We start from the raw sequence: 13,395 nt of genomic DNA, 5'->3' as shown, positions 1-13,395 counted from the left end.
CTTTTTTCTTATACTTACTAATCAAGCAAGAACCATGCCAAGTTAATTAACCAATAAAATCGCATTTTCTTTGATAAATCTCTTAAAATCTATGCAATTATGCATATCGTTATTTCACTTTGCATAAACAACCTTGAAAATCATTAAAAAGCTTCTCAAATGCTCCCATAAAAATAAAAGCCGTTGACAAGTGATTTTTATCACTCGGCAACGGCTTTTATTCAAAATGCATTTTTTTCAATTTTCTTACTCTGTTCAGCTAACACTTTTTGATACTTCCTGCTCACTGACGATTGACTTATCCCAAGCGCTTTAGCCGCTTTGGTCGTTGTTTTATACTGTTTCATGGCAAGCATGATCAATTGCTCTTCAACATGATCCTGTGCTTCCTGCAGCGGAAGAATTCTCGTAATGATGGGTTTCGTTTGTTTAAAGTCACTGCCCACAGGTATGAACCTTTGAATGAAGTCAGCATCGATCATTTCTTCATCTGCAGAAACGACCAATCTTTCAATCATGTTCTGCAACTCACGAATGTTCCCTGGCCAGGTATAGACTTCCAGTATATTTAATGCATCGGGGGAAAAGTGGTAATTCCGCTGATACCTTTCATTCAATTTTTGAAGGAAATGAAAGGCTAGCGGCGGTATATCCTCCGGCCTTTCCCTTAATGGGGGCACATGAATGGGTATGACGTTCAATCGATAGAATAAATCTTCTCTGAACGTGCCCATCTCGACCATTTTTTCCAGACTCTTATTCGTGGCCGCAACAATTTGAACATCAATGGAAATGGGTGTAGTGCTGCCAATCGGAATCACTTCCTGTTCCTGGAGCACCCTCAGCAGCTTCACTTGCAGATGTATGGGCATGTCACCCACTTCATCAAGGAATAAAACACCTTTATTGGCCTGCTGAAAGTATCCTACCTTCCCATTTTTATCCGCTCCTGTAAAGGAACCCTTCGTATAACCAAACAATTCACTTTCGAGGAGGTTTTCCGGAATCGCCCCGCAATTTATCTTCAGGAAAGGTTGTTTAGATCGCCTGCCCATTTTATGAATGGCTTCAGCTATCACTTCTTTACCTACTCCCGACTCCCCATTGATTAATACAGTTGATGAAAAATGTGCGATTTTCTTAACTTGGCTGATTATCTGCTCCATTTTAGGACTTGCAAAAACCAACTCTTTATAAAATTGATCCTGTTTTTTGAAAGAGTCCAGTTCTTTCCTCATTTCATTTAATTCCGATTTCAATTGTGTCGTTTCCGTTATATCCCTAGATGCAATGACTATTCGATCTATATCCCCTTGTTCATTGAACACAGGGGTGCCTACGGAAAGGACTTTCTTATTCATTTTAGTATCTTGGACAATCGATACTTTCTTTTTTTGTTCAAGGACTAACCGGGTGACCGAAGGATTAAAAATCCCTTCATCTTCTAATTGCAAGAGATTCTTCCCGATATAATCTTTTAAATCCTTCCCCCAGAAACCTGAGATGATGCTGTCACTATAGCGCAGCAGCTCTCCTTTTTGATTGACTACAAGTATTTCATCATAGATATTCGCCAAAATGGCATTCAAGTCTTTATTCGAGCTTTTTATCAATTCTATTTCCATGGCCATTTCCTCAACCATCGGTAAATCCTGAACGATGATGATCAGGCCTTCGACTTCTTTTTCATGGTTCAGAATCGGGCTATAGTCGACAAGCACACTCATGACATCAGTAATCTCCAGCTGATTCAGAATACTGCTCCCGCTGGCAAACACGCTATGTATATGCTGCTTATTGAAGATGTTCGCAGCAGGTTCATTAAGGACTTGTTCAGAAGGCTTTTTTATCATCTTCAAGCCTGATTCATTGAAGTTCACGATATTTCTTTCTTTATCAGCAACAAATATCCCCATAGGAATGGAGGTTAATATAACATTTAGCAGGTCTAAATTTTGTTTACTGTCCTGCTTGAATAATTCAGCTAATACATCTTCCCTTTTTACATAACCGGTTAGGAGGCCATCATCCGTTTTTATCAGTACGATAGGTTCACCGATAATTTGAAACAGATGCGGCAAGGAAATGTTAGGGTGCAATTTACAGACATCATCAATCGAAAAAGCATACTGTAAAAGCTGATCGACTGTCGTGATTTTTTCATTTAACGGGAGGTCATCCATGCGGATATACGCAAACACTTGATTTTCCTTCATAAGAAAGAAGAAAGGTTCCTGTATCTCATGAATTTTTTGGTCTGAAAATGTAGGCTGATCAATTGTTATAGTTATGAATGGTCTAATTTTATCATCCGGAATAGATAACACAGTTTCACTCTCCTTTTGTAACCTAACCTATATTTTATCACAATTCCGAATTGCAAGATAAAAAATAAGAGGCACCATTACTCATATCCAGCATTTACCTTTATTCGCACCACAACAAAAGGGTCCTTTAACGGACCCTTTTGATCTAAAAACCTGGTAGACTTATTTTATAAAGGACCGTTCACCTTATCTTATAAATTCTAATCAGGTTTGCTATACAGATGGGACAGCTCCCGCCATGCCGTCATTATGGCCTCATGCCTGTTTGCAAAGTTTTAGGAGCCAAGGGTATATATATGCTTCCAATGCTTCTGCCCCGTCACTTTTCCTTATTCATTCCCCGTATGTAATTTCACAGTTAGATAAAAACGATGAATATGACCATCAAAAACTAGGCGACGACGTTAGCATTTGTTTTCGCAGCCATTTTCCTAACCATGACATCGAGAACCGTCACAATAGTCAGTAAATTCAGGCCAGTACAGAAGGAATGCCTTTCCTTTCCATAACTGTACGCTGTGAAAAGCATCACCATATAAGCGAGCCAGAAAGCTCCCGGGAACCATACTAAGCGACATATGTGCTGAATACACATTGCTGACGCCATGAACGGAAAATTGAACAACAGGCATGAGCATGAATGACCTCTTCATTTTCTCATCGGCCGTTTAACACTCTTCCTCATTTAATGAATACAGTAGATTAGATTCACTGTGCTTTTTCAAAATGGAATAGCGGAGGGGATTCCGTAAACCATTTTGTCCGATACAGAAGATAACCAATCCCAATTACCGCCCAGACTATTCCTAAAATCAAGGAACTCATCTCGAGATTAAGCCAAAGGATGAAGACCGAAGCCGCGCCTAAAACCGGGGACAGAATAGTTGAAAGAAAACCTTTAATCGTTCTGAAGCTTTTGTTTCTTATTGAATGGACGATTACGCAAATATTCACGAAGGTAAATGCAATTAAAGCCCCAAAGTTTATGAGAGAAGTGGCCGTAACCAAATCAAGGAATAAGGCAACCAGTGATATCGAACCGACAAAAATGACATTAAAAAATGGCGTATTGTATTTGGGGTGGACAAACCCAAATAGTTTTTTCGGGATCATTTGGTCACGTCCCATTACATATAGCAATCTAGAAACACTAGCGTGAGATGCAAGTCCGGAGGCAAGGGTACCGCATAATGTTCCTGCAAGAAAGAAAGCCTGAAATAACTTCCCGCCCACGAAAAGGGCAATTTCCGGAGAAGCTGCTTCAGGATCGCTAAAACGGGAAACATCCGGGAAAAATAACTGTGTAAAGAATGATGCCGTCACAAATAAGACCCCTCCGATAAGGGCAGTCAAAAAGATGGCCCGGGGGACCGTTTTGGATGGATTCGGTGTTTCTTCCGATAAAGTAGTGACTGCGTCAAACCCCAAAAAAGAAAAACAAAGGATTGTAGCACCAGTTATGAGGGTCGAAATTTCCATATCGGGCCCGATGAATGGCTGAACCGACAAGACCTCTCCAGTCCCCTCTCCCCCCATGACTCCTTTAACGACAAGTGCCCCAAAAATGACGATGACCAACATTTGAAAAAAAACAAGGAAGCTATTAAAGTTGGCTGCAAGATTAACATTGAATAAGTTAATGACTGTCATTAAAAGGACAAATGCCACCACCCATATCCAGGGATAAACTTCCGGAAAAAGTGCAGTTAAGTATATTTTTGTTAAAATGCCGTTCACCATCGGTAAAAATAAATAATCAAGTAACGACGACCACCCGACAAGGAAGCCTAAATGTGGACTGATCGTTTTTTGTGTGTAAGTATAGGATGAACCTGCCTGCGGATATATCTTCACCATTTTTCCATAGCTGGCTGCTGTAAACAACATTGCTAAAAGAGCAATGACATAAGCGGTTGGCACATGCCCCCCCGTTTTTTCGGAAACTATCCCGAATGTATCAAAAACAACCATCGGCGTCATATATCCAACACCGAGCAATACGATATGCCATAAGTTTAAAGACCTTTTTAGATTACCTGTTTGCATGTATCATTCCCCTTCCTTTTTAAGCGAGAAAAGTTAACAAACTTTTCTCGCCTCCCATAGAATTTTTTGGTCATATTACACTTCGCAATTTTCATACCAAAAAAAATAGTCGATTTTCAACAAAAAACAAGGAAATATGCAGAATGATTTATGCAAAATTGAATAACCTATTCAATTATTCATAAATAAAAAAAAGAACAGATGATTTTTTGCCCATAAAAAAAAGCAGAAGATATTTAGATATCTTCTGCTCATTTGACTAAATCCCCCGTGCCGAGGTCAAATTACTAGTTTACTTTCGTTGCATTGTATGCTGATAAACGGCAAGGCGCATCATCAAATGCCTAATTTAATGAAATTCTTTTATGAAAATCAACAGATTGGAGGTTAATCCTGCTGCCTGCTATCCAATATGTTAAAAAGTTCTTCCATCTCATTCGTTTTTGAACGATTCATCAAAAGGTCAACTGCCTTTTTCACTTCTTCCCCATTGAATAAAACATCGTACAGGGCTTCGGTGATTGGCATATTCACTTCGTACTTTTGGGCTAGTTGATAGGCGGCTTTAGTGGTTCTGACACCTTCAACGACCATACCCATGTTTTCCAAAACTTCTTCAAGCTTTTGCCCTTTACCAAGCATATTCCCAGCTCTCCAATTACGGGAATGGACGCTTGTACAAGTGACGATCAAGTCGCCGATCCCAGCTAAACCTGAAAACGTTAGCGGGTTAGCCCCCATGGCCACCCCTAGACGGGATATTTCAGCCAATCCTCGAGTCATTAATGCAGCCTTGGCATTATCCCCATAGCCTAAACCATCCGTAATGCCGGCAGCCAAAGCAATGATGTTCTTCAAAGCCCCTCCGATTTCAACACCAATCAAGTCAGGATTTGTATATACACGGAAATTATTATTGATAAAGATGTCCTGAACCCTTTCGGCAGCTTTCATATTCTTTGAAGAAACGGCAACTGTTGTCGGGTGACGCAGACTGACTTCTTCTGCATGGCTCGGTCCTGAAAGAACCACTATATCCTTAAGCCATTCAGACGAAGAGACTTCTTCAATCATTTCCGATATACGAAGCAGGGAATCAGGTTCAATTCCCTTACTCACATGAACGATCGTCAATGGTTTATCATGAGCCTCTTTAATCTGACCAAGCACTTCCCTGTAGGCTTTGGTCGGCACCGCCAAAATAATTATTTCAATCCCGGCCAATGCTTCCTTAAGGGAAGAATAACCTTTAATCCCCGAAGGCAATTCAATCCCAGGCAAGTATTTTTCATTCGTATGATTTTGATTGATTTCATTGATTTGATTCTGATTATGTCCCCATAATCTCACTTCATGCTGGTTATCAGCGATTACAAGCGCTAAAGCAGTCCCCCAGCTCCCAGCTCCAATCACAGCGATACTTTCTTTTTCTTTTACCACGGTATAACCACCTTTACTATTTTCTCTGGCGTCCAAAAATTCGTATTGGTGTTCCTTCAAAACCAAAGGCATCCCTAATTCGATTTTCTAAAAATCTCTCATATGAAAAATGCAATAACTCCGGATCGTTAACGAATACGACGAAAGTTGGCGGCTTGATCGCTACCTGAGTCGTATAATAAATTTTCAAACGGTTGCCATTATGAGTCGGTGTCGGATTCATCGCAACGGCATCCATGACCACTTCATTCAAGACATTTGTCTGAACCCGGATAGCATGATTCTCACTAGCCTGATCAATGACAGGTATTAAGGTATGTGTCCGTTTTTTCGTTAAGGCAGACAGATAAATGATTGGCGCATAATCCAAGAACAGGAAATGGGCACGGATCTTTTCTTCAAAATCCTTCATCGTTTTTTCATCTTTCTCGATGGCATCCCACTTATTGACGACGATGATGACCGCCCTACCCGCTTCATGGGCATATCCTGCAATTTTCTTATCCTGCTCACGAATTCCTTCTTCAGCGTTCAGGACTACAAGAACAACGTCTGAACGTTCAATTGCCCTTAATGCACGTAGTACACTATATTTTTCCGTGCTTTCATACACTTTGCCTTTTTTCCGCATCCCTGCTGTATCAATAATGACATACTCTTTGCCATTGTACTTATACGGGGAGTCAATCGCGTCACGAGTCGTACCTTCAATATCACTGACAATGACACGTTCTTCACCTAACAATGCATTGACCAGAGAGGATTTACCTACGTTCGGTCTTCCAATCAAACTGAATTTAATGACATCATCAGCATAATCCGGGCCGTCAAATTTAGGGAAATGTTTGGCCGCTTCATCCAGAAGGTCACCAAGACCAAGTCCATGAGACCCGGAGATCGGGAATGGATCGCCAAAACCTAACGCATAGAAATCATAAATTTGATCTTTCATTTCTGGGTTATCGACTTTATTTACTGCAAGGACAACCGGCTTTCTGGATTTATAGAGTATCTTTGCGACCTCTTCATCAGCAGCCGTTACACCTTCACGACCATTCGTCATAAAAATTATCACATCAGCTTCGTCAATGGCAATTTCAGCCTGCTGGCGAATTTGTTCTAGGAACGGCTCGTCACCGATATCAATTCCACCTGTATCAATAATGTTGAAATCATGTGTCAACCATTCACCCGAACTATAAATCCTGTCCCGAGTCACTCCTGGAACGTCTTCAACAATCGAAACCCGTTCTCCAACTATTCTATTAAAGATTGTCGATTTTCCCACGTTCGGACGACCGACTATCGCAATTACCGGTTTTGGCATTGCTATTCACCCTTTCTGCTACTATATCTCTGTCAAAGTCACGAAATTCATGAATGCATTTATTACGGTTGCTTTGCATTATTGATTTTCATAATTTCCTTTTAAAGGAAAAGGCTGTATCCATCATCATTTAAAGGAATCTTTCATCAGTAAGAAAAATCCCGACTGATTTTCAGTTAGACTCATCAGGTATTCACGGGCAGTTTGTCCACTTGACGCCCCGGTTCCTAAGGTGACATGAAGCTGAACACCCCTGCATGCTAAAACTTGATTATAAACAGCCCAAAAAAATGAAGAAAGCTTCGGCTTACGGCTTCCTTTTTAATTGTTTAGAGCATTTTACGATTTATCTACAGACCTCTAACTATCCTATAGTAACAAATTTCTCGCCAATCAACAATGATTGTATGAATAAAAGCCTTCCAATTCCAATTGGTTCGATTAATACTTCTGCCTTTTGATAAATCAGCTAATACTCCATACTAATTTTCTCCATACTCATTGATTAAAATTCTCTTTTCCTTGTTTTGATAAAAATCTCGATTGGGATATTGAATAAATGTATTGGCCAACCAGTTCCAACATTCTCCACAGTATGTTTGCACCCAAAACCAACACGGCATTATCATGCCATGCGTAAGTAAGCGCCACATAAGGTAAAGAGTGGTAAGCAAGTAATCCGGAATATATGATATCTCCCATCAGCATCCCAATTAAAAGGACGAACAATCGATGTTTCCAATTTTTAAAAAGTAATAATATAAGATAATTCAGGAAAATACACAAAAGGTAAGACGGTTTCATTATGAGCCATATCGGATCAAGTAAAGAAAAAAGTTGAAAACTGGCATAAGCGAGAGTGATAATAAGACTTCCGCTGATCAGTTCCATCATCTTGATGATTGATTTCTTCCTAATATATACACACAATATAAGGAAGAGATACGGGCCGCTCAAATGTACGGAAACCAATGGAACCTCCAGTTTATAGCCCGCCAATACCATAACGGCTAATAGATGAAAAAGAAAATCAAAACGAAAGGGAACCGTTTTCGGAATAAAATACATGACAATGACCCAAACTATCCATGAAATCCAATAAAATATAATTCCATCCATGCAGCGTCCCCCCTTTTAGGAACATTATGGCTTGTTTATTCAAAGTATAAACGTAAAGCACGGCATTTAATGAGGAAAAACTTCCCCCTATCATTTAAAAAGGAGGTGTGAACATGGGAAAAGATCGGCAAGAGAAGAAATTGAAAGAAAGTAAACGGGTGGAGTCCGACAGGGACCAATCACTGGGTCATAAAGGGGCAACAAGAATGGAAAGCCCTGAAGTGGCACGAAAAAGGAATAGTTAAGTCTATCCTTGAACAAAAAGGAAGCATCTCAATTCGTTTCAATTGAGATGCTTCCTTTTTGTGGTCATTCATTTAGCATACGCCGAACAATCAATGCCTCTTTGAGATAACCAATGGTAGGTATTTCCTTTGATGACTAATTTGGATTTCCTTAGCTCCGATATATTACCGCACCCGAGTGCTGTCATGATGACCTTCAAATCTTCATGTATGTAATGTATTTCTTTAATCAATTGTTCCAAGCCAAACTCTTTATAGAGCTTGAGGAAATGTCCGGCCAATCCGACGCCTTTCGCTCCTAATGCCAGGCTTTTTGTAATTTCCAAAGGGCTTTGGATGCCACCCGACCCAATGACTGAAAGCTGTGGTGAAACATTTACTGCTTCGACAATCGAAGCGGCTGTCGGTATGCCCCATTCATTAAAATATCCGAGTATTTTTGCTCGTCTTTCATTCTCGATTTTAGCAAAATTCGTTCCGCCAAACCCGCCTACATCAATGATTGAAACACCCACGGAATGTAATTGCTTTACCGTTTCCATACTCATCCCAAATCCAACTTCTTTTACGATGACAGGAATTCCGATCGTTTTGTTGATTTTTTCTATTCTCGAAAGGGTACCCGCAAAATCCCTGTCCCCTTCAGGCATCGTCAATTCTTGGATGACGTTAATATGAATCTGAAGGGCATTGGCCCCGATCATTTCGCTTGCCCGCTTAGCCTGTTCGACTGTTGCTTCACCACCGAGATTACCAATCAACACACCATCAGGATTTTCCTTCCTTACAACTTTAAAAGAAGCTTGCTGGCTAGGATCCTTGATGGCTGCCATTTGCGATCCTACCGCCATGGCGATTCCCGTTTCCCTTGCAGCAATGGCTAGGTCACCATTCAATTTTTCCGTTTCAGTGCCTCCGCCTCCGGTCATGGCATTTATAAAAATTGGCGAACTTAATTCAAGTTCGCCAACTTCTGCTGTGAGGTTCACATTATTCAAGGAAATACCTGGTAAGCTTTGGTGAATAAACGAAATATCTTCTAGTCCGGTTTGATGCTGCTGTCCTGTCTTAAGCGCAAATTCTATATGATCTAATTTTCGTTGTTTTCTCTCCAAGGCCATCACCATTATTATCTTATTTTAGTTTTTTCAATTGATCACCGATCATTTCACCTAGCTGAAAACCCTTCGATTCTTCAGGGATCTCATAATCTGATGTGTTGTAATTGGATTGAGGTTCTTCAAGTTCCTTGATGCTCAATGATAAACGTTGATCCGTTTCATTGACTTCCAGCACTTTCACTTCGACAGACTGCCCTTCTTTAAGTACTTCTTGCGGAGTGGCAATATGCTTGTGTGAAATTTGTGATATATGGACAAGCCCTTCTACCCCTGGAAAAATTTCCACGAATGCACCGAAAGAAACAAGGCGTTTGACGATACCTTCCAGTGTAGAGCCTTTGGCCGCTTTTTCTGCAATTCCTGCCCAAGGTCCAGGAAGGGTATCCTTGATGGAAAGTGAAATCCTTTCATTATCACGATCGATGGATAGCACTTTCACCTGCACCTTATCCCCTTCGGAAACGACATCGGATGCCTTGTCGACATGCTGATGGGAAAGCTGGGAAATGTGGACAAGGCCGTCTACGCCACCAATATCCACGAACGCACCAAAATCGGTAATCCTTTGGACCACACCCTCAAGCACTTGCCCGCTTTCAATCTTATCCAAGACGTTTGCTTTTTGTTTTTCCTTTTGGTCCTGGACTACTGCCCGATGTGAGAGGATTAAGCGATTTTTGTCTTTCTCAAGCTCAACGATCTTGAATGTTAAAGTTTTGTTTTTGTAATCAGAAAAGTCTTCAACGAAATAGTCTTCTACTAGAGAAGCTGGAACAAAACCACGTACGCCTAGATCTACGACAAGCCCGCCTTTGACGACATCTTTAACTTCAGCCTCAAATACGTCTCCATTTTCAAATTTCAATTCCAGGTCATCCCATGCCTTAAGAGCGTCAATTTTACGTTTTGATAGAATGAGAGCTTCTTCTTCGACTTTAATGACTTCCAGCTCCAATGCATCACCTTCCGAAACGGCATCTGACGCCTTTTCGACATGCAGGCTTGAAAGCTCACTGATGGGTATGATTCCATCAGTCTTGCTGTTTTCCACATCGACAATGACCTGTTTTTCTTCTACCTTTGAAACGGTTGCTTTAACTTGATCCCCAACTTTGTAATTGTTCACTTCTACTTGGTTCATATCTTCTGTCATTACTAACTCCTCCTTAACCCATGACTGATCAGCAAATTTCCTCTTCATCGGCCACATATTTTATTTAAAGTGGTTCAATAAAAACACTTTCCTAATAAAGATAAAAACAGTTTTTTTAGAGTAATAAAGTCATATTCCTTTTCATCGGCAATAAAGGAACAATACCCTTATTTTATAAATTCTAACAAAATCAGAAAATTGTCAAGTATGAAGGACTATTTATGCTCGGAAATCAATTCCCCAATATGCTCCATGATGATCTTGGTGGCTTCATCGGCTGATATTTTCTGTTCACGATATTCGGTAAAATTTATTGGAGGACCGTAAACGACCTTCAATGGACGTAAAAATTTATATGGGCCGATGATTGCACACGGTATGATAACGGCATCAGACCGCAATGCGAAAAATCCGGCACCCGCCAAACCTTCTCCCAATTCACCGTTCTTGCTTCTGGTTCCCTCGGGAAACAGACCAATCGCCTTGCCCTCCTTCAAAAGCTTTAAGCCTTTTCTAAGGGATTCCCGATCGCTATTACCGCGTTTCACGGGAAATGCATTTACTCTTGGTAATATACCCTTTAAAACAGGTGCATGAAACAACTCTTCTTTCGCCATGAAATGAATATCCCTTGGAGACGTCATGCCAACTACGGGCGGATCCAAATTATCAATGTGATTGGCACAGATCAATACCCCGCCCTCTTTAGGGATATGTTCCTTTCCAAGTGCTTTAACCCTAAACGAAGGCGTTAAAACGCCTTTTACGATGTTCTTGGCAAATGTGTAAAAATCCAATGTCATCTTTTCCTCTCTTCTATTAAAGACATGATACTTTCTGCGACTTCCTGAATCGATAATGAGGTCGTATCGATTTCGATAGCATCCGCTGCCTTTTTCAATGGCGAAACCTCGCGTTCGGAGTCCAGCTTGTCCCTTGTTGCGATTTCTTCCCTTAATTTTTCGATATCCGATGGAAAACCTTTCAATATATTTTCCTGATGCCTCCGCTGTGCCCTTTCATCCACGGAAGCGATTAGAAATACCTTTACTTCGGCGTTTGGTAACACATGCGTACCTATGTCCCTGCCATCCATGACGACACCGCCATTTTCACCAAAGATTTGCTGCCTGCGAACCAATTCCTCCCTGATGCTTCGGTGCTTTGCCACTTCCGAAACGGAACCGGTCACTTCATTGTTCCTGATTTGGGCTGTCACGTCCTCGTTATCCAAGAACACCAACTGGCCATTTTCACTTGGTCTTAATTCGATCTCCGTATTGATGAGAACTTCTGATAATGCTTGTTCATCATCCAGGCGAATCTTTTGATTAAGTGCCTTATAGGTAATGGCCCTGTACATTGCACCTGTATCCACATATATGTAATTGAACTTTTCTGCAACAATTTTAGCAACCGTGCTTTTTCCAGCAGCAGCTGGTCCATCGATTGCGACTGATAATTTTTTTTTCATAAATCCTCCCAAGAATCCTACAATCATGCTGATTATTTAGTACCCTTTCATTTTATCACAACTAGCGGGAAAATCATTAATAAAAGGGATGTGTACGTTCAAAATCACCTTCGTTCTTTTTTTGACCTCTACAGCCATCAAAAGTTATCCTTTTATTGAAAATCTTCTTACAAAAAAAAGCGGATCACCGCTTTACTTATTGGTCCCATTGAATGTTTCAATGATTTTCGTATAATTATTGCTGGTAACACCTTCATACCTCGAGAGCTTGGTCAAATCAAAGATTTGATCCTCCATGCTCAAAAGGAACTGGAAAAAAAATAAGCAGGCCAATTGGATGATGATCACTTTAATTAATAGTCTCTCAAATGTTTTCATATCAGCCGCACCCTCCATCTGTTTATATTAGCAGTATGGATGGAATCGCCGTTTTTCATTCAATCATGTTAAACATGCAAGCCTTTTTTCTTTAAGTCCACCTGCTTTTCAAATATAAATCTCATTAATGTCTTTACATCATTTTTTGAAGGTTCAAGAAACTGGACGTGCAGCAGCATATTTCCATGCTCTTTTTCCGTTACGCGAATGACTTTGCTTTTTAACCTTACATAATGAATCCCACCTGATTTTAACGTAAGCGCCATCCACAGGTATAATTGCGAAACTGATTGAATGTTAGTGCCTTTCAAAAGCCTTATGGAAGCTCCGCCTGCGCTGATATCCTCCGTAAATGCACGAAAAGGGGTAAATTCGGAATGTTCTGGATGAATGGCCGTATCCAAGGTTACATCCAGGCGCACGTATTGCCTCCGTTGGATTTTAACAAACGTTTCTGCTTCGGGCAGCAATAGTTGCATCATGGGTATTCTTCCTTTCACTTTTCCAAGCACTTCAGAATCGAATATATAAACAGCCTGCTCTTCATTGGAAAATGTGACATTGAACTGTGTCCCATCCATAAGGAATGCGATTTTCCCAGTCCCTACATCGATGGGATAGTCCGTATAGACACAACCCGTTCCCATTTCTACAACCATACAATTGAACTTTTCCTTCTGTGATGTGTATTTCGGCTCGAGCATTAATATATCACCAATTTTAAACATCGTCTTCCACGTCCTTTTTGAAAAACTACATAATATT

The 13,395-nt window shown here is 40.5% G+C and carries 12 protein-coding genes; 1 reads left to right on the top strand and 11 read right to left on the bottom strand.

What is annotated here, in order from left to right; genetic code table 11:
* Positions 1–221 precede the first annotated feature (221 nt).
* The 5 genes from ACIQ0C_RS03010 to ACIQ0C_RS02990 all read right to left on the bottom strand — a co-directional run bounded on the left by ACIQ0C_RS03010 (position 222) and on the right by ACIQ0C_RS02990 (position 8,259).
* Positions 222–2,327, bottom strand: coding sequence for a sigma 54-interacting transcriptional regulator (locus ACIQ0C_RS03010; protein ID WP_403056712.1), 2,106 nt, complete (start codon positions 2,325–2,327; stop codon positions 222–224).
* A gap of 708 nt (positions 2,328–3,035) precedes the next feature.
* Positions 3,036–4,373, bottom strand: coding sequence for an APC family permease (locus tag ACIQ0C_RS03005; protein WP_403056709.1), 1,338 nt, complete (start codon positions 4,371–4,373; stop codon positions 3,036–3,038).
* Positions 4,374–4,760: 387 nt separating this feature from the next.
* Entirely contained in the window at positions 4,761–5,813 is a 1,053-nt protein-coding gene (locus ACIQ0C_RS03000) for an NAD(P)H-dependent glycerol-3-phosphate dehydrogenase (RefSeq protein WP_402839924.1), read from the bottom strand.
* A 16-nt stretch (positions 5,814–5,829) separates the two neighbouring features.
* Positions 5,830–7,140: a ribosome biogenesis GTPase Der gene (gene der / locus ACIQ0C_RS02995; RefSeq protein ID WP_034308039.1), complete on the bottom strand. Its 1,311-nt coding sequence runs from the start codon at positions 7,138–7,140 to the stop codon at positions 5,830–5,832.
* A gap of 498 nt (positions 7,141–7,638) precedes the next feature.
* A complete protein-coding gene (locus tag ACIQ0C_RS02990) occupies positions 7,639–8,259 on the bottom strand; it encodes a YphA family membrane protein (RefSeq protein ID WP_403056706.1) in 621 nt (206 codons plus the stop codon).
* Between the two features lie 113 nt (positions 8,260–8,372).
* On the opposite strand from ACIQ0C_RS02990, the gene ACIQ0C_RS02985 reads away from it, so the two are divergent.
* Entirely contained in the window at positions 8,373–8,504 is a 132-nt protein-coding gene (locus ACIQ0C_RS02985; protein ID WP_402839918.1) for a YpzI family protein, read from the top strand.
* Between the two features lie 68 nt (positions 8,505–8,572).
* On the opposite strand, the gene fni is transcribed toward ACIQ0C_RS02985, so the two are convergent.
* The 6 genes from fni to ACIQ0C_RS02955 all read right to left on the bottom strand — a co-directional run bounded on the left by fni (position 8,573) and on the right by ACIQ0C_RS02955 (position 13,358).
* A complete protein-coding gene (fni, locus tag ACIQ0C_RS02980) occupies positions 8,573–9,619 on the bottom strand; it encodes a type 2 isopentenyl-diphosphate Delta-isomerase (protein ID WP_402839915.1) in 1,047 nt (348 codons plus the stop codon).
* A 19-nt stretch (positions 9,620–9,638) separates the two neighbouring features.
* A complete protein-coding gene (gene rpsA / locus ACIQ0C_RS02975; RefSeq protein ID WP_403056703.1) occupies positions 9,639–10,778 on the bottom strand; it encodes a 30S ribosomal protein S1 in 1,140 nt (379 codons plus the stop codon).
* A gap of 215 nt (positions 10,779–10,993) precedes the next feature.
* Positions 10,994–11,581, bottom strand: coding sequence for a lysophospholipid acyltransferase family protein (locus ACIQ0C_RS02970; protein WP_403056700.1), 588 nt, complete (start codon positions 11,579–11,581; stop codon positions 10,994–10,996).
* Entirely contained in the window at positions 11,578–12,252 is a 675-nt protein-coding gene (gene cmk / locus ACIQ0C_RS02965) for a (d)CMP kinase (RefSeq protein ID WP_251540836.1), read from the bottom strand. The genes ACIQ0C_RS02970 and cmk overlap by 4 nt, the downstream gene beginning before the upstream one ends.
* A 192-nt stretch (positions 12,253–12,444) precedes the next feature.
* A complete protein-coding gene (locus tag ACIQ0C_RS02960; protein ID WP_402839907.1) occupies positions 12,445–12,630 on the bottom strand; it encodes a YpfB family protein in 186 nt (61 codons plus the stop codon).
* Between the two features lie 68 nt (positions 12,631–12,698).
* Positions 12,699–13,358, bottom strand: a complete 660-nt coding sequence (locus tag ACIQ0C_RS02955; protein WP_403056697.1) for a flagellar brake protein — start codon at positions 13,356–13,358, stop codon at positions 12,699–12,701.
* Positions 13,359–13,395 lie beyond the last annotated feature (37 nt).

This window comes from Peribacillus sp. NPDC096448 (genome assembly GCF_044762675.1).
Taxonomy (GTDB): domain Bacteria; phylum Bacillota; class Bacilli; order Bacillales; family DSM-1321; genus Peribacillus; species Peribacillus frigoritolerans_B.
This window is presented reverse-complemented; position numbering and strand designations above follow the sequence as displayed.